We start from the raw sequence: 17,220 nt of genomic DNA on the forward strand, positions 1-17,220 counted from the left end.
GGTTACGGGACCGTAGGAAAGCGATGCGGTTCCGGCGGCCCGGCACCTTCCCTCAGTCCACATACCCCACAGGGGAACGCATGACCTCAACCTCCGACGTGCTCGACGAAGCCACGCAGCAGTCCCGGTCCGACGACACCGCTCCCTCCGCCACGCTGGGCGGGGAGCGGAAACGGTCCATCGAGCAGATCACGCTGCTCGCCTTCATCGTCGTCCCCTTCCTCGCGCTGCTGGCGGCCGTGCCGCTGGCGTGGGGCTGGGGGGTGAGCTGGCTGGACCTCGGCCTGCTGGTCTTCTTCTACTTCCTGGGATGCCACGGCATCACCATCGGCTTCCACCGTCACTTCACGCACGGCTCGTTCAAGGCGAAGCGGCCGCTGAAGATCGCGCTGGCGATCGCCGGTTCGATGGCGGTCGAGGGGCCGCTGGTGCGCTGGGTGGCCGACCACCGCAAGCATCACAAGTTCTCCGACGCGGAGGGCGACCCGCATTCGCCGTGGCGGTACGGGGAGTCGGTCCCGGCGCTGATGAAGGGCCTGTGGTGGGCGCACATCGGGTGGATGTTCGACGAGGAGCAGACGCCGCAGGACAAGTACGCGCCGGATCTGATCAAGGATCCGACGATGCGGCGGATCTCCCGGCTGTTCGTGCTGTGGACGGCGCTGTCGCTGGCGCTGCCCGCGCTGATCGGCGGTCTGGTGACGATGTCGTGGTGGGGCGCGTTCACCGGCTTCTTCTGGGGTTCACTCGTCCGGGTGGCTCTGCTGCACCATGTGACGTGGTCGATCAACTCGATCTGCCACGCGGTCGGGAAGCGTCCGTTCAAGTCGCGGGACCGTTCGGGCAACGTGTGGTGGCTGGCGGTGCTGTCGTGCGGTGAGTCCTGGCACAACCTGCACCACGCCGATCCGACGTCCGCGCGGCACGGTGTGGAGCGCTGGCAGGTGGACTCCTCGGCGCGGCTGATCCGCTGGTTCGAGCAGCTGGGCTGGGCGTCCGACGTGCGGTGGCCGTCACGCTCGCGTATCGATTCGCGCCGTGTGACCACGGATGGCGCCGCCCGGCGCGGGAAGGAACCCGCGAAGGCGGCATGATGGTCGCCGTGGCGACCGACTCCAGCACCCCAAGCAATGACAAGCCGCGGCGTGCGCGCCGCACCCGGATGACCGGTGCCGAGCGCCGCCAGCAGCTGCTGGAGATCGGCCGCACCCTCTTCGCGGCGAAGGGGTTCGAGGGCACGTCGGTGGAGGAGATCGCGGCGAAGGCCGGGGTCTCCAAACCCGTGGTGTACGAACACTTCGGCGGCAAGGAGGGGCTGTACGCGGTCGTGGTGGACCGGGAGATGCGGCGGCTGCTGGACATGGTGACCGGCTCGCTGACGGCCGGTCACCCGCGGGAGCTGTGCGAGCAGGCGGCGTTCGCGCTGCTGGACTACATCGAGGAGTACACGGACGGGTTCCGCATCCTGGTCCGTGACTCCCCCATCCCCCAGTCGACGGGGTCGTTCGCGTCGCTGATCTCGGACATCGCCACCCAGGTGGAGGACATCCTGGGCCGCGAGTTCAAGTCGCGCGGCTTCGACCCGAAGCTGGCCCCGCTGTACGCGCAGGCGCTGGTGGGGATGGTGGCGCTGACCGGCCAGTGGTGGCTGGACGTGCGCAAGCCGAAGAAGGCGGAGGTGGCCGCCCATCTGGTGAACCTGGCGTGGCACGGCCTGGACGGCCTGGAGCCGAAGCCGCGCCTGATAGGCCACCGGAAGAGCTGACACTACAGCGCACTAGATTAACCTTGTGCAATCATGTGTGCATGACTGAGATCACGATCAGCGCAGCCCGTGCCCAGCTCGGCGACCTCGTGCGTCGCGCAGCCCACGGCCGCGAGACCATCGCCCTCACGGATCACGGGCACGTGGCCGCGCTTCTCGTGTCGCCGCAGGTCATAGAGGATCTGGAAGACGCGTTGGCGGTCGCCGACTACGAGCGCCGCAAGGCTGCGGGCCTCCTCGGCGAAGGCATCCCGCACGAAGAGGTCGGACGCATGCTGGGGCTGCGCCCGTGACCTATCGCATCATCTGGGAGCCCAAGGCCACGGACGCGGCCGTACGGTTCCTCCGCGACGACCCGGCAGGGCCGGCCGCTGTCTACGAGGCCGTCGACACCCTGGCGAAGCAGCCCCGGCCCGCCCACTCCGTCGCCTACGGACCGACAGCGCGCCGACTGCGCGTCGGCGACTACCGGGTGCTCTACGTCATCGACGACGAGGTGATCCACATCCTCGTCACCCACCTGGGCCGCACCCCCTGAATCATGCCTCCCTGACGGCGACGGCGAACACGCGGCGGAAGCGGAACGGGGTGCCGTGCGCGGTGGCCGGGTAGGCCTCGCGCAGGGCGGCGCGGTACTCGGCGAGGAACTCCTCGCGGGCCGCGGGGTCGTCGTCGAGGGCGGTGAGGACGGGCCGCAGCCCGGTGCCCTTCACCCAGTCGAGGACGGGGTCCTGCCCCGTCAGCAGATGGACGTATGTCGTCTCCCAGGCGTCCACGGCGCAGCCGAGGGCGGCCAGGCGGTCCAGGTATCCCTCGGGCGGCAGGACGGCGTCCTCGTGGCGCAGCACCCCGGACAGGCGGTCACGCCACCGTGGTGAGGCGGCGAGGTCGCGCATCAGGGTGTGGCTGGGGGCGCCGAAGTTGCCGGGCACCTGGAAGGCGAGGACCCCGCCGGGCACGAGCCCGTCGGTCCAGTCGCGGAACCGCTCCGTGTGCCCGGGCACCCACTGCAGGGTGGCGTTGCTGACGATCAGGTCGTACGGCTCCTCCGGCGTCCAGGTGCGGACGTCGGCGTGGGCGAAGTCGAGCCGGCCGCCTCCGCCGGTGGGGCCCTCGTGGTCGGCGCGGGCCTTGTCGAGCATCTCCGGGGAGTTGTCGTAGCCGGTGATGCGGGCGGCGGGCCAGCGGCCGGCGAGGAGGGCGGTGACGTTGCCGGCGCCGCAGCCGAGGTCGGCGATGCGGGGCGGGTCGCCGGGCAGGCCGGGGACGCGGGCGAGCAGGTCGGTGAAGGGCCGGGTGCGGTGCCCGGCGTGACGCAGGTACTGGGCGGGGTCCCAGACGGGACGGGCGGCTGCGGCGGACACGGGACCTCCCGGGATCACGGATCGGCGTACTTCCAGCGTCCCCACGATTCCTCTCGACGTCAAGAAGATTGACATCAAGAGACTTCACATCGACACAACCACTACACTGATCCTTATGGAGGACGAGGTCGATCGGCTGGTCGCAGCGTGGCGCCGGGAGCGCCCGGACCTCGACGTGGAACCGCTCGAGGTGCTCAGCCGGGTCAGCAGACTGGCCCGGCACCTGGACCGCGCACGCCGCCTCGCCTTCACGGAGCACGGTCTGGAGTCCTGGGAGTTCGACGTGCTGACGGCGCTGCGCCGCGCGGGCACCCCGTACCAGCTCTCCCCCGGGCAGCTGCTGACGCAGACGCTCGTCACCTCGGGCACGATGACCAACCGCATCGACCGGCTCACCAAGAAGGGCCTGGTGGAGCGGTTGCCGGACCCCAGTGACCGGCGCGGTGTGCTGGTGCGGCTGACCGACGAGGGCAAGGACCGCGCGGACCAGGCGCTGGCCGGTCTGCTCGCCCAGGAACGGGCGATCCTCGGCGAGCTGACGCGCGCCCAGCGGGTGGAACTGGCGGGGCTGCTACGCCAGTTGACCGCCCCGTTCGACAACGTCCCCGGATAGGTCCACCGGCCCGACCCCGGCCCGCCGGGCGAGGGCGACGGCGGCCAGCGTGGAGTGCACGCCCAGCTTGCCGAGGACGTTCTGCATATGGGTGCGGACGGTGTGCGGGGACAGGTACAGCCGCTCGGCGACCGCCTTGCGCCCCAGCCCCGCGACCATGCAGCGCAGCACCTCCCGTTCGCGCGGGGTGAGCGACTCCACGAGCCGTTCGCTCTCCGTGCGATGACGCCGGGCGGCGGTCAACTCCCGCAGGACGCCCGTCAGCAGCGCGGGCGGCAGGTGGGTCTCGTCGCGCAGCACGCCGCGGATGACGGTGAGCAGCCGGCTCAGCGAGCAGTCCTTGGCGACCCAGCCGGAGGCGCCCGCCTGCAGGGCGAGGGCGGCGCGTGCCGGGTCGTCCTTCTCGGCGAGCACGACGACCCGCACCTGCGGGTGCGCGGAACGCACGCCGCCCACCAGGGAGATGCCGTCCACGGCGCCGTCCTCGTCGACGGCCTGCACGGGTACGGCGGGGCGTCCGTCAGGCGCCGGGACGCCCAGGTCGGCGTCGACGAGCATGACGTCGAACCGCCGCCCCTCGGCCGCCGCCCGCTCCAGACAGCGCAGCGCGGCCGGGCCGCTGCCCGCCGCGGACACGTCGACGTCGGGCTCCGCGGCCAGCGCCGCGGCCAGCGACTCGGCGAAGATGCGATGGTCGTCGACGACCAGGACTCGAATGCGAACCACGTAACCCCCTTCCCCACGCTCTTCCCAGAGCAGGGGACTACCCCGTCACCGGTGGACGACACCGGCGCGGACACGGCGCCGAGGCCCCCGTGGCTCTCCTCGCCGGACGCGGGACGGGCCGGCGTCGTCCGCACGGCCGCCGCCACGCGACAACCGCCACCCCCGCCCCGGACGCCGTGCCCGGCTGTCTCGCCCCCTGAACGCACGCCGGCCCCCACCGGCGCTGTGCATCAGAGTACGGGCGGGGGCCCGGAGCGGAAGCTGATTTGCAGAACTTGCGGCCTTCCGCGTTTATGGTGTGCCGCATGTTTCGTCTTGAGACAGAAGTCGACAAGGCCCGACGCGATCTGCTCCACAGACGGCTCCGGGACACCAACACGGCGGCCTCCCCGGTCCTGCGCGCCCTCCGCGGAACCCCGGCCGAGCGCGAATCCCCTTTGCACGTGTGGGCTTCGGACGCGAACGGCGCCCTCGCGGGCGGCCTGGTCGGCCACACCTGGACGACATGGCTCCACGTCACCTACCTCTGGGTCGACCCGGTCCACCGAGGCACGGGCCTCGGCACGACACTCCTGACGGAGGCGGAACGCCTCGCCTCCGTCGACCGCGCCTGCACGCACGCCCGCGTGGAGACATGGGACTTCCAGGCCCCGGACTTCTACAGGAAGCGGGGGTACGAGGTGGTGTGCGTGATCCCCGACTATCCGCCGGGGGTCACGGAGTACACGTTGACGAAGAGGCTGGTGTGATCACCGGTTGAGGATCTCCTCGATCCTTTCGGCCGCCTTCGCCGCCTGGATGTCGCGCCCTTTCTCGTTGGGGTGGGCGTACCACGGCAGCTGGTTCGGGGCGTGCTCCAGCAGGCCGCCGATGGCCCGGTCCGCGCCGTCGCATGCCGTGTTGGCGGCGGTGTCGGTGTAGAGGTCGACGAAGTCGGCGTCGTGGGCCGCGGCGGCCTTCTTCGTCACCTCGTCCAGTCGCTGCTGGATGCGGTCCAGGACCGGCATGGCGGCCTGGGGGATGTCGGCGAGGGGCAGTTGGGTCTGCCCCGGGGCCGGGGTCAGGCACTTGGTGGTGTCCTCGGGGACGAGCCTGGGGTAGCCGACCAGGACGGGGGTCGCCTCCGGGGAGAGGTTCCGGATGGTGCCCAGCATCCGGTTCAGGTCCGCTTCGACCTGTGCGAATCGCCCGTCCAGCCACGGCTTTCCGTCGCCCGACTCGAAGAACTCGCCGCAAACGGAGGCCGGTTCGGCCGGGGCCACCGGTTCTCCCGGCAGCAGGGACTGGTTTCGCAGCGCCGCCGAGCACTGTTTCAGGACGCTGTTGAAGCCCAGCGTGTTGCCGCCCACCGTGCCCACGGCCAGGCGGGTGTCGTTCGTGAGCGCGTCCTGCTGCGGCGGGACCTCCCCGCTGCCGAGGGGCAGTGCCTGCTTCTCCCAGAAGTGGTGGATGCGGGCTCCCGAGCAGGAGACGTCCGCCTGGATGTCGAGCGTGACGCCCTTGTCCGCGAGGCGCCGGGCGGCGACGGCGGGGTGGTTCTCCGCCGACCGGAAGCAGAAGGCCGCCTCGAGGCTCTTGTCACTGAGGGGCGGGACGCCGTAGTTGGCGGTGTAGGAGTCGCCGAAGAAGACGGTCGGTACGGGGTCGGCGGGCGCCGCGCCGGCGCCCACCGCCGGGGCGGCGAGCGCCAGGCAGACGCCCAGTGCGATGGCCGAATACATGGCTGTGCCCTTTCGTCGCGGCCCACGAGGAGCACAACGGATTGCCACTTTCCGTATTCAGCCATATACGGAAGGTGGCAATCCAGTCGCCGTGCGCCGCAACCGGGCGACTACCGCACCCGCCGGGCCCCCGCCGACGGCACCGCCTCGAAGACGCGGGGCGTCCTGTGGCCCGCCGACGCGAAGGCCTCCTCGACCGCCTTGGTGATCGCCGGGACGTCCGCCTCCTCCGCCAGCACGATCGCCGAGCCTCCGAAGCCGCCGCCCGTCATGCGGGCGCCCAGCGCGCCGGCCGACACCGCCGTGTCGACGACCAGGTCCAGCTCCGGGCACGAGACGCGGAAGTCGTCGCGGAGGGAGGCGTGGCCCTCGACCAGGAGGGGGCCGATGGCGCGGGTGTCGCCCGACTCCAGGAGGGAGACGACCTGCTCGACGCGGTGGTCCTCGGTCACCACGTGACGGACCAGGCGGCGGACCTCCTCGTCGTCGCCGAGGCGGGCCAGCGCCGCGTCCAACTCCTCGTACGGCACGTCCCGCAGGGCGTCGACGCCGAGCAGGGCCGCGCCCTTCTCGCAGCCCTCGCGGCGCCTGCCGTACTCGCCCTCGCTGTGGCTGTGCTTGACCTGGGTGTCGACGACGAGCAGGCGCATACCCTCGGCCGCCAGGTCGAAGGGGATCTGACGCTGGGACAGGTCGCGGGTGTCGAGGAACAGGGCGTGGCCGGCCTCGCAGCAGGCGGACGCGGTCTGGTCCATGATGCCGACGGGCGCGCCGACGTAGACGTTCTCCGCGCGCTGGGACAGCCGGGCGAGCTGCCAGCCGCGCAGGCCGAGGCCGAAGAGGTCGTTCAGCGCGAGGGCGAGGACGACCTCCAGGGCGGCCGAGGAGGACAGGCCGGCGCCGGACGGGACGGTGGACGCGAGGTGGACGTCCGCGCCGGTGACCGCGTGTCCGGCCTCGCGCAGCGCCCACACCACGCCCGCCGGGTAGGCGGTCCAGCGCTTGTCGGACTCGGGGGTCAGGTCGGCCGCCGCCAGTTCGACGACCGGGCCCTCCACGTCGGCGGAGTGCAGGCGCAGCACGCCGTCGTCGCGCCGGGACACCGCGGCGACGGCGGTGTGCGGCAGGGCGAACGGCATGACGAAGCCGTCGTTGTAGTCGGTGTGCTCGCCGATGAGGTTGACCCGGCCGGGGGCCGCCCACACCCCGTCGGGCGCACTCCCGTACAGCTCCTCGAACCGTGCGGCGACGGCTTCCGCCGCGGCCGCGCTGGACTCGCTCATGCCCTGACCCCTGACCCTTCGTTGCCTTCTAGTTGCCGCGCTGCTGCGCGAACGTCCACGCGTCCGCGACGATCCCCTCGAGGTCGGCGCGCGACGGGTTCCAGCCGAGCTTCTCGCGGGCCGTGGCGGCGGACGCGACCAGGACCGCGGGGTCGCCGCCCCGGCGCGGTGCGACGACCTCGGGGATCGGGTGCCCGGTGACCTTGCGGACGGTCTCGATGACCTCGCGGACCGAGAAGCCGTTGCCGTTGCCGAGATTGCAGATCAGGTGCTCGCCGGGCGTGGCCGCCTTCAGCGCGAGCAGGTGCGCCTCGGCCAGGTCGGCGACGTGGATGTAGTCGCGCACGCAGGTGCCGTCGGGCGTCGGGTAGTCGTCGCCGTAGACGGAGATCGCCTCACGCCGGCCCTGGGCGACCTGCAGGACCAGGGGGATGAGGTGCGACTCGGGGTCGTGGCGCTCGCCGTACGCGCCGTAGGCGCCGGCGACGTTGAAGTAGCGCAGGGAGACCGCGCCGAGCCCGTGGGCCTGCGCCTCACCGGTGATCATGTGGTCGACGGCGAGCTTGGAGGCGCCGTAGGGGCTGGTGGGGCGGGTGGGGGCGGTCTCCGGGATCGGGACCTGCTCGGGCTCGCCGTACGTGGCGGCCGTGGAGGAGAACACCAGGCGGCGCACTCCGGACTCGCGCATGGCGCCGAGGAGCGCCATGGTGCCGCCGACGTTGTTGTCCCAGTACTTCTCCGGCTTCTGCACGGACTCGCCGACCTGGGAGAAGGCGGCGAAGTGCAGCACGCCGTCGTACGAGGAGTCCAGCCACTTGGCGGCATCGCGGATGTCGCCCTCGACGAACGCGGCGCCCGCGGGGACGCCCTCACGGAAGCCGGTGGAGAGGTTGTCGAGCACGACGACCTCGTGCCCGGCCTCGACCAGATGCTGGGCGACGACGCTGCCCACGTAACCCGCGCCCCCGGTGACCAGGTACTTCCCGCTCATGAACTCGCTACCTCTCGCAGTCGCTCGGCCGCGCGCTCCGGCGGCACGTCGTTGATGAACACGTTCATGCCGGACTCGGAGCCCGCGAGGAACTTAAGCTTGCCGGACGTACGGCGGATGGTGAAAAGCTCCAGGTGCAGCGCGAAGTCGTCGCGGGTGACGCCCTCGAAGTCGTCCAGGGGGCCGAAAGGGGCCTGGTGCCAGGCGGCGATGTACGGGGTGGGCGGCTCGTTCTCCCCGAAGATCCGGTCGAAGCGCCGCAGCAGTTCCAGGTACACCCGGGGGAACTCCGCGCGCGCCGCCTCGTCGAGTCCCAGCAGGTCGGGCACCCTGCGCTTGGGGTACAGGTGGACCTCGTACGGCCAGTGCGCCGCGTATGGCACGAATGCCACCCAGTGTTCACCCTCCAGGACGACCCGCTCGGCGGCGCGTTCCCGCTCGACCACGGCGTCGAACAGGTTCTCCCCGCCCGTCGCCTCCTTGTGCGCCGCCACCTGGCGCAGCATCAGGGCGGTGCGGGGAGTGGTGAAGGGGTAGGCGTAGATCTGCCCGTGGGGGTGCTGGAGGGTGACCCCGATCTCGGCGCCCCGGTTCTCGAAGCAGAACACCTGTTCAACGGAGGGCAGATGCGACAGCTCGGACGTGCGGTCCGTCCAGGCGTCCAGCACCAGCCGCGCCTGCGGCTCGCTCAGCGAGGCGAAGGAGGCGTTGTGGTCGGAGGTGAAGCAGACGACCTCGCAGCGGCCGGAGTCCCCGGCGAGCGAGGGGAAGCGGTTCTCGAAGACCACCACGTCGTACGACGAGTCGGGGATCTCGCTCAGCCGGCCGTCCTCCGACGGGCACAGCGGGCACTCGTCGGCCGGCGGGTGATACGTGCGGCCCTGCCGGTGCGAGGCGATGGCGACGAAGTCGCCCAGGAGTTCGTCGCGGCGGATCTCGGACGTGGTCACGGTGGCGTCCAGCGGGCGGCGGTCGACCGCGTCGCGCACGGTGTCGTCGGCGAGGTCGTAGTAGATGAGCTCACGTCCGTCGGCCAGCCGGGTCGAGGTCTTCTTCACTGTGGCACTCCTCCGCACCCGCCGATCACTCAACACAATCGAACATAACACATCACAACCCACCAACCAGCGGCGCTCATCACGAACAAACAAAGAACGTGTACGAACGTGTTCAATAACTGAACACGGAGGCGTAGATTCCGCGTCGGATCAGTTCGCGAACGAAGCGAGTGTGTATGCATACCCCCACATATCTGGCCTCAGGGCTTCGGCTCCCCACCAACTGGCTGGACTACACGATCCTCGGGATCTACTTCCTCGTCGTGCTGGGCATCGGGTTCGCCGCCCGCCGGTCGGTCAAGACGAGCCTGGACTTCTTCCTGTCCGGGCGCTCCCTGCCCGCCGGGGTGACCGGACTCGCGTTCATCGCGGCCAACCTCGGCGCCACCGAGATCCTCGGCATGGCGGCCAACAGCGCGCAGTACGGCGTCTACACCACGCACTGGTACTGGATCGGCGCCATCCCCGCGATGGTGTTCCTGGGTCTCGTGATGATGCCGTTCTACTACGGCTCCAAGGTCCGCTCGGTGCCCGAGTTCCTGCTGATGCGCTTCGACAAGGCGGCGCACCTGCTCAGCTCGATCCTGTTCGCCGCGGCCGCCATCCTCATCGCCGGCGTCAACCTCTACGCCCTCGCGATCGTCGTCGAGGCGCTCCTCGGCTGGCCGCAGTGGGTGGCCATCGTCGTCGCCGGCTTCTTCGTCCTCGCCTACATCACCCTGGGCGGTCTGTCCTCGGCGATCTACAACGAGGTCCTGCAGTTCTTCGTCATCCTCGCCGCGCTCATCCCCATCACCGTGCTCGGCCTCAGGAGCGTCGGCGGCTGGGACGGCCTGACCGACAAGCTCACCGCGTCCCACGGCGACAACTTCGTCACCGCCTGGGGCGGCACCGGCATCGGCAGCGACAACCCCCTCGGCGCCAACTGGCTGACCATCGTCCTCGGCCTCGGCTTCGTCCTCTCCTTCGGCTACTGGACGACCAACTTCGCCGAGGTGCAGCGCGCGCTGTCCGCGAAGAACCTCTCGGCGGCCCAGCGCACCCCGCTGATCGCCGCGTTCCCGAAGATCTTCATCGTCTTCCTGGTGATGATCCCCGGCCTGGTCGCCGCCGTGCTGGTCCCCAAGATCGGCACCAGCGGCTCGGACCTGCAGTACAACGACGCCATCCCGTACCTGATGCAGCAACTGCTGCCCAACGGGGTGCTCGGCATCGCCGTGACCGGACTGCTGGCCGCGTTCATGGCGGGCATGGCGGCGAACGTCTCCTCCTTCAACACCGTCTTCACCGCCGACATCTGGGCGAAGTACGTGGTGAAGGGCCGCGAGGACTCCTACTACGTCCGCTTCGGCCGTCTGATCACCGCGGTCGGCGTGCTCGCGTCCATCGGCACGGCGTTCCTGGCCAGCTCGTTCTCGAACATCATGGCCTACCTGCAGACGCTGTTCTCCTTCTTCAACGTGCCGATGTTCGTCGTCTTCATCATCGGCATGTTCTGGAAGCGGGCGTCCATGAAGTCCGGCTTCTGGGGCCTGGTCGCGGGCACCACCGCGGCGATGGTGAACTACTTCTGGATCTACAAGCAGGGCATCATCGACATCCCCTCCGACCAGGGCGCCAACTTCGTCTCCGCGATCGCGGGCTTCGTCGCGGGCGCGGTCGTCATGGTCGCGGTGTCGCTGTTCACGGCGCCGAAGCCGCAGGCCGAGCTGCAGGGGCTGGTCTACGGCACCCGCTCGCCCGGCATGGCGGAGCCGCCCGCGGAGGGCGACGACGCGTGGTACCGCAAGCCGGCGCTGCTGGGCTGGGGCGCGGTGGTTCTGGCTGCCGCCTGCTACATCCCGTTCTCGTTCTGATCGCGGGAGGATTGAGAGAGCATGTCCGATCACTACTCCGAGGACGATCTCCAGAAGGAGATCACCGAGCTGGAGACCAAGTCCGCCACGGCCGCGCGGTTGTTCGACATCCGGCGGATCATCGGTGGGTTGTTCGTGGTGTACGGGGTGATCGTGATGATCGCCGGGTTCACGGCATCCGATGCCGACATCGACAAGGCGGAGGGGGTCAACATCAACCTGTGGACGGGGCTGGGGATGCTGATCCTCGGCCTCCTGTTCCTCCTCTGGCTCTGGCTCCGCCCGACCCCACCCCCACCGGCGGCGCCTGACGAGGACGCGTCCACTTCTTGACGCACGCTGCTTTTCCACACGGGGTGTGCGGTCTCCTGTACGGGGGTTGCACACCCCGTGTGCATTGGGGGCACCCGCGTGGGTGCAGGACGGCCTCGCCAGCGCCGGGGGTGCCCCCGTCGCTCAGCCGTACGACTGCTCGCAGTCGGCGAGGACAACAGCCACCGGCGTGGGTGCGGGCCCGGGGGGGTGTCGGCGCACCTCGTCGCCAACGAGGTGCCGCCGCGCCCACCGGTGCTGCCCCAGCGGCACGAATGCCCGCAGTTGGCGAGGGTTGCGGCCGCCACCCAGGCGCGAGCCGCGGGTTGCAGGGGTGACCGCACGCCACCGGTGTCGTGCAGGCGCCCGCGGCGGGGAGGGGACGGGGTGGGGGTGGGCGCCCGCAGCGGCTGGCGCGTCCGCGCCCTTCACTTACCGAGACGCACTCTCGCGCCAGACCGAGGACGACCACCCCCACCGCGGCCCCGCACCACTCACCCCACCGTTGGCGCTACATCAACCCCCACCCAACAGATGACTGCGCCGCAGGCGCCACACCTCAGCCCCCACCAGGCGCCGGGAGGCCACCGGACCTCAACCCCACCGAACAGACCCCCGCGCCGCAGGCCTACGCAGGCGTCACGTCCGCGTCGACGCCCGGTCCAGCAACCCCGTGCGGGCCGCCAGGGCCGCCGCTTCCAGCCTCGAACCCACCCCCAGCTTCATCAGCACCCTCTGCACGTGCGTCCGCGCCGTCGACGGCGCGATCCCCATCCCCGCCGCGATCAGCCGCGTGTCCTCCCCCTCCGCGACCCGCACCAGCACCTCCACCTCCCGAGGCGTCAGCATCGACAGCAGCCTCGCGCCCTCGTCGTCCGGCTGAGCCGCAGGGTTCAGCAGCTCCCCGAACGCCCCCTGCAACAGCGCAGGCGCGACCGCCGCCTCCCCCGCCCGCGCCTTCAGCATCGCCCGCTCGACCCCCTCGATCCGCTCGTCGTGCCGCACGTACCCCGACGCCCCCGCCGCGAACGCCGCCGCGATCCCCCGCGGCGACGGCACCGGCCCAAGCACCACGACCGCCACCTGCGGCCGCTCCCGCTTGATCTTCACCACCGGGTCGAACGTCCCGGCCTCCGCCGGCGCCGCCGTCCCCAGCAGACAGACCTCCGGCGCCCTGCTGATCACCAGGTCCGCGGCCCCGGCCGCGGGCGCCGCCGCGGCCAGCACCCTGTGCCCTCGCAGCTTCAGCGCCGAGGCGAGCGCCTCGGCGAGCAGTCGGTGGTCGTCGACCACCATCAGCCGCACTCCCATCGGACAACCATCCCCCCAGACAACACACCCCCGGATGCCCCCGGAAGCTACACGCTTGTTCGACGTCGCGCTCCCCCTACCGGCGAGAATCGCCCCGGAACGCCGAAATTCTCGTGTTCGATGGCGAAGAGCGTGTGATGAGCGGTACGCGAACGGCCCCGTCCCTGAACAGGGACGGGGCCGTAAGCCGAGCCAAGCCGAACCAAGCCGAGCCAAGCCGAGCCGAACCAAGCCAACCAAGCCCAGCCGAACCAAGCCCAGCCACAGAGCAACCGCGAACGATCACTCCGTGCCGAAGGCGATCACCGAATACTCCTTCTCCCGGCTCGTGAAGTCACTCGCGTACACGGAGGACATGTACAGCCCGCCCTGCCCGAACTGGATCTCCGAGTAGTCCGGCGACATCCGCGACTCCACGTCGCGCACCGCCTCCGTCGACGGGTTCTCCATCAGGACGGTCTCCTTGAAGGACTCGCCGTCGATGCTGACGATCTGCCCGCCCTTGTCGTACGGCGGCCGCTTGTACGCGATGACGTTGGGGCCGTCCATGCGCAGCGGGAAGATCTCGTAGTTCTCGCCGGCGTCGGCCCGCTGGCCGGTCTGCTTGCCGGTGGCCAGGTCGAACGCGACGACCTCGTTGGTCTGGCTGTAGCCGTCGCCGCCGCTGTCGTGCTCCTCGGTGGCGATGTACAGCCGGTCGTTGCCGACCGTGACCCCCGTGCAGTTCTCCACCTTGTAGATGGCGTCACAGCGGGCCGCGAACTCGTCGCCCGGCGCGGAGAGGCGGGCGCGCAGCTTGCCGGTCTTGTTGTCGATGGAGAAGAAGTCGGAGATGCCGCTGCCGTCGCCGGCGCTGTCGCCGACGTCGGCGGCCACGACGAGCGGGTCGGTGGAGACGACGGCCGCGTACTCGATGCCCTCGTCCATCTTGTACTCGGCGAGGATGTCGCCCGTCTTGGGGTCGACGTTCTGGATGTGCAGCTGACGCTGGTCGTACGAGCCGCACTTGCGGACCGCGACCAGCTTGGTGCCGCCGCCGTACCCGGCGTCGTAGCAGGAGTCGGACGTCTTCGGCGCCCAGCGCTCGTCACCGGTGGCGAGGTCCCAGGCGGCGCCGCCGCTGGTGGAGCCGGCCGCGACGGTGCCGCCGCCGATCGTCACGTTGCTGAAGCTGACCGGCATGGTGCCGGACTTGGCGGTCTTGGTCCACACCTTGGTGCCGGCCGCCAGGTCGACCACCGCGACCTCGGTGCAGGACTGGGGGTTCGTCTTGCTCGGCATGGCCGGCTTGTGGACGATCGCCGTCTTGTTGTCCGCGGTGACGTACGAGGTCGCCGCGCACACCGGACCGGGGAGGTCCAGCGTCCACTTCTTGGTGCCGGTCTTGCGGTCGTACCCGGTGATCTCCGACAGGCCGCTCTTGGCGTAGACGGAGTCGGTCAGCCAGGAACCGGCGATGGAGATGGTCGAGACGCCCTTGGGCACCTTGGGCGAGGGCACCTGGAACAGCACCTTGGACCCGGTGGAGGCGGGCGCCTTCTCCTTGGCCTCGCCGGTGGTGGCGCCTCCGTCGCCGGAGCCGCCGTCCTTGCCGTCGCCGCCCTTTCCGCCCTTGGTGTCGCCTCCCCCGGCGGTGGTCTGCTTGTCGTCGTCCTTGCCGGACGAGCTCGCGTACCAGACGCCTCCGCCGACGATCAGCGCGATCGCGACGACCGCCGACACGATGATGGCGACCTGGGCGTTGATCTTCCGCCCACCGCCGCCCTGTCCGGCCTGCGCCTGCATCGGCACGGTCGGCTGCGCGTAGCCGTACGGCGGCTGCTGCCCGTACGGTCCCGGCTGCTGCGGCTGGCCGTAGGGACCGGGCTGGCCGTACGGGCCGGGCTGCTGGGCCGGGTAGCCGTACCCGGCGGGCGGCTGCGGCGGCTGCGGCTGCTGCGGGTAGCCGTAGCCGGGCCCCTGCGGGGGCGTCGGCGGCGCGGCGGGCGGCGGGGTTCCCGGCGCCTGCGGGTAGCCGTAGCCCGGCTCGGGCGCCTTGTTCAGGTCAGGCCCGGCGGGCGGCTGCGCCGGCGGGGCGGGAGGCGTGCCGGGCGCCGAGGGCGCCGGAGCCTGCGGCTGAGACGGGTCCTGCGGCGGCCCGAACCCCGGCTGCTGCGGGGGCTGGTTGGGCGGCGGAGGCGGCTGGGTCATGACGTGGGTACCTCAAGGGAAGGGGACGACGGGCGGTGGGAGAGTGACGCGGGCTGCGCTCACGGGCCTCACTTGCCGTAGGCGAGCATCAGCTTCTCCTTCGCGTCGTCGTTGCCGTTCAGCCGGGTGGTGGACAGGTAGAAGCGGCCGTCGACCCAGTCGATCGCCTTGCTGAAGAAGCCGTTCTCGATGTCGGCGACCGCCGTCGGGTTCTGCATCAGCGTGGCCGGCTTGTGGTTCGCGCCGCTGACGGGCAGGGCGACGACACGGCCGCCGGAGTCGTAGGACGGCTCGACGTAGGCGACGAGCTTTCCGCCCTCGACCTTCATCGGGATCATCGACTCCTCCGCGGGGGAGGACTGGCGCCACAGCTCCTTGCCGTTGGCGAGGCTGATGGCGACGAGCTCGTTGGCCCCGGTGGTGGCGGCCGTCGGCAGATAGAGGGTGTCGCCCGCGACGACGACGCCCGTGCAGCCCTGGAGGTCACGCGCGAGGATCGCCCAGCCGCAGCCGGGGTCGAACTTCTCGTCGACGGCGACCTGGGAGCGGAGCTTGCCGGCGGCGGTGAAGGCGGCGATGTTCCACGACTTCTTGTCGCTGCCCTCCTCCTCCTTGGTCGCGTAGACGACCAGCGGCGAGACGGAGAAGGTGCGCTCGACGCGCCAGCCCTTGGCGTACTGGTAGGTCCACTTGGCCTTGCCGGTGGCGGGGTCGAGCTCGCGGACCTCGTCGTGGGCGTTGTCGCCGCCGGCGCCGCAGGAGGCGACCTGGATCAGCCGCTCGCCGCCCGCGAACGCGGCCGGGAAGCACGGGGCGTTGCCGTACTTCTTGGAGTCCCACAGCTTCTTGCCGGTGCGCACGTCGTAGCCCGTGCCGGACTGCGAGCGGCCCACCACCAGGGTGTTGCCGGCAAGGGTCATCTCGACGGAGAGCACGCTGTCGAACAGGTCGCCGTCGGCGACCTCCTGCGTCCAGCCCTTCTCGCCCGTGTCGAGGTCGACCAGCTGGAGCTGGTTGCACTTGGCGCTGTCGCTGCTGCCGCTCATGGACGCTACGACGATCTTGTCGTCGGCCGTCTTCTCCGGGGTGACCGCGCAGATCTTGTGGGGGAAGGTGATGGTGTCCCAGGCGGGCTTGCCGTCGGTGACGTCGTACCCGTAGAGGTCCTTGTAGGCCGCCTTCACCGCGGTCTTGGCGGTGATCCACTGGCCGGGGGCGTCGGCGCCGGAACCGGGGGCGTCGGGCGCCTCCTTGTACCAGAGCACCTTGGACTCGCCCGCCTGGCGGCCCTCGTTGAGGTCCTCGGTCTCCTCGCCGCCGTCGCCGCTGCCGTCGCCCGGGTTGACCGGGGCTCCGCTGGACTTGCCCGGCTTGGGGTCGTCCGTCTTCTCGGCGACCGGCTCCTTCTTGTCGTCGTCGCCGGAGACGGCCCACACCGTGCCGCCGACGATCAGCGCGACCGCCACCGCGGCGGCGGCGATCAGGAGCGGCTTGCCCTTGAAGGGGTTGCGGGAGCCGCCGCCGGGCGGGGTGCCGGGCGCGCCGGGGAAACCGGGCTGCTGCGGATAGCCGTACCCGGGCTGCCCGTACGGGCCGGGCTGCTGCGGCTGTCCGTAGGGTCCGGGCTGCTGGTACGGCCCGGACGCGTAGGGGCCGGGCTGCGTCGGGGGCTGCTGGGGGTAGCCGTGCCCGGGCTGCGGCTGCCCCTGCGGGGGCGGCGGCGTCGACGGGGCGCCCTGCGGGGGCGGAGGGGTCTGCGGCGGCGTCTGCGGCGGGCCGAAACCCCCGCCCGGCGGCGGATCCTGTGGAGGTCCGAAGCCGCCCTGAGGCGGCTGGTTGGGCGGCTGAGTCATCAGCGCGTTCCCCCTTGCTCACTGATTTTTAGCCACGCCCTGAGGTTCGTGATGACCCAGAGTCGTCGTCGGTCACTTACCGGACGGCTCTTTCTATCACCCGGCACCGACACGCCACCGGGCCGCGTCCTCCCCTGTTCCCAAGGGAGGACCGGCCTGTGATACGTCCGTTACGCG

Annotated in this window: 17 protein-coding genes; 8 read left to right on the top strand and 9 right to left on the bottom strand. The window is 70.8% G+C overall.

What is annotated here, in order from left to right; translation table 11 throughout:
- Nucleotides 1–80: 80 nt before the first annotated feature.
- From AY578_RS13410 to AY578_RS13425, 4 genes are read left to right on the top strand one after another with little or no spacing between them, the layout of a single operon-like run.
- Entirely contained in the window at nt 81–1,094 is a 1,014-nt protein-coding gene (locus AY578_RS13410) for an acyl-CoA desaturase (protein WP_136239587.1), read from the top strand.
- Entirely contained in the window at nt 1,091–1,765 is a 675-nt protein-coding gene (locus tag AY578_RS13415) for a TetR/AcrR family transcriptional regulator (protein ID WP_026243476.1), read from the top strand. Before AY578_RS13410 ends, AY578_RS13415 begins: the two co-directional genes overlap by 4 nt.
- Before the next feature lie 41 nt (nt 1,766–1,806).
- Entirely contained in the window at nt 1,807–2,058 is a 252-nt protein-coding gene (locus AY578_RS13420; protein WP_006135801.1) for a type II toxin-antitoxin system Phd/YefM family antitoxin, read from the top strand.
- On the top strand, nt 2,055–2,303 hold the full coding sequence (locus AY578_RS13425; RefSeq protein WP_161231215.1) for a type II toxin-antitoxin system RelE family toxin: 249 nt from the start codon (nt 2,055–2,057) through the stop codon (nt 2,301–2,303). The genes AY578_RS13420 and AY578_RS13425 overlap by 4 nt, the downstream gene beginning before the upstream one ends.
- Nucleotide 2,304: 1 nt before the next feature.
- Here the strand turns inward: AY578_RS13425 and AY578_RS13430 are convergent, their stop codons facing one another.
- Entirely contained in the window at nt 2,305–3,129 is an 825-nt protein-coding gene (locus tag AY578_RS13430; protein WP_258902387.1) for a trans-aconitate 2-methyltransferase, read from the bottom strand.
- Nucleotides 3,130–3,244: 115 nt separating this feature from the next.
- Here AY578_RS13430 and AY578_RS13435 point away from each other — a divergent pair, with 115 nt between their 5' ends.
- Nucleotides 3,245–3,742 (top strand): MarR family winged helix-turn-helix transcriptional regulator, encoded by a 498-nt coding sequence (locus tag AY578_RS13435; RefSeq protein ID WP_136239584.1) that lies wholly within the window; start codon nt 3,245–3,247, stop codon nt 3,740–3,742.
- Here AY578_RS13435 and AY578_RS13440 read toward each other — a convergent pair.
- Nucleotides 3,701–4,468, bottom strand: a complete 768-nt coding sequence (locus tag AY578_RS13440) for a LuxR C-terminal-related transcriptional regulator (protein ID WP_019522615.1) — start codon at nt 4,466–4,468, stop codon at nt 3,701–3,703. The two genes, AY578_RS13435 and AY578_RS13440, sit on opposite strands and share 42 nt — an antisense overlap.
- Before the next feature lie 293 nt (nt 4,469–4,761).
- Between AY578_RS13440 and AY578_RS13445 the strand changes: the two genes are divergently transcribed.
- Complete coding sequence (locus tag AY578_RS13445; protein WP_258902389.1) at nt 4,762–5,217, top strand: GNAT family N-acetyltransferase; 456 nt, start codon at nt 4,762–4,764, stop codon at nt 5,215–5,217.
- Here the strand turns inward: AY578_RS13445 and AY578_RS13450 are convergent, their stop codons facing one another.
- From AY578_RS13450 to galT, 4 genes are all read right to left on the bottom strand, one after another.
- Entirely contained in the window at nt 5,218–6,189 is a 972-nt protein-coding gene (locus AY578_RS13450) for an SGNH/GDSL hydrolase family protein (RefSeq protein WP_019522612.1), read from the bottom strand. It abuts the gene before it with no gap.
- Nucleotides 6,190–6,299: 110 nt separating this feature from the next.
- Entirely contained in the window at nt 6,300–7,472 is a 1,173-nt protein-coding gene (gene galK, locus AY578_RS13455) for a galactokinase (RefSeq protein ID WP_215188954.1), read from the bottom strand.
- A gap of 28 nt (nt 7,473–7,500) precedes the next feature.
- Nucleotides 7,501–8,463 (bottom strand): UDP-glucose 4-epimerase GalE, encoded by a 963-nt coding sequence (gene galE, locus AY578_RS13460; RefSeq protein ID WP_136239581.1) that lies wholly within the window; start codon nt 8,461–8,463, stop codon nt 7,501–7,503.
- Nucleotides 8,460–9,521, bottom strand: a complete 1,062-nt coding sequence (galT, locus tag AY578_RS13465) for a galactose-1-phosphate uridylyltransferase (protein WP_028959648.1) — start codon at nt 9,519–9,521, stop codon at nt 8,460–8,462. Before galT ends, galE begins: the two co-directional genes overlap by 4 nt.
- A 176-nt stretch (nt 9,522–9,697) precedes the next feature.
- Here galT and AY578_RS13470 point away from each other — a divergent pair, with 176 nt between their 5' ends.
- Nucleotides 9,698–11,377 carry a sodium:solute symporter family protein gene (locus tag AY578_RS13470; RefSeq protein WP_258902390.1) on the top strand — a complete coding sequence of 560 codons (1,680 nt, stop codon included), beginning with the start codon at nt 9,698–9,700 and terminating at the stop codon, nt 11,375–11,377.
- 21 nt (nt 11,378–11,398) lie between these two features.
- Complete coding sequence (locus tag AY578_RS13475; RefSeq protein WP_258902391.1) at nt 11,399–11,710, top strand: hypothetical protein; 312 nt, start codon at nt 11,399–11,401, stop codon at nt 11,708–11,710.
- 618 nt (nt 11,711–12,328) lie between these two features.
- On the opposite strand, the gene AY578_RS13480 is transcribed toward AY578_RS13475, so the two are convergent.
- The 3 genes from AY578_RS13480 to AY578_RS13490 form a co-directional block, all read right to left on the bottom strand.
- Nucleotides 12,329–13,000, bottom strand: a complete 672-nt coding sequence (locus AY578_RS13480) for a helix-turn-helix transcriptional regulator (RefSeq protein ID WP_019524226.1) — start codon at nt 12,998–13,000, stop codon at nt 12,329–12,331.
- A gap of 282 nt (nt 13,001–13,282) precedes the next feature.
- A complete protein-coding gene (locus AY578_RS13485; protein ID WP_136239579.1) occupies nt 13,283–15,190 on the bottom strand; it encodes a BamB-related PQQ repeat family beta-propellar protein in 1,908 nt (635 codons plus the stop codon).
- Between the two features lie 68 nt (nt 15,191–15,258).
- Nucleotides 15,259–17,043, bottom strand: coding sequence for a BamB-related PQQ repeat family beta-propellar protein (locus AY578_RS13490; protein WP_028959630.1), 1,785 nt, complete (start codon nt 17,041–17,043; stop codon nt 15,259–15,261).
- Between the last annotated feature and the right edge of the window lie 177 nt (nt 17,044–17,220).

This window comes from Streptomyces thermocarboxydus, from assembly GCF_024760485.1.
Classification (GTDB): Bacteria; Actinomycetota; Actinomycetes; order Streptomycetales; family Streptomycetaceae; genus Streptomyces; species Streptomyces cellulosae.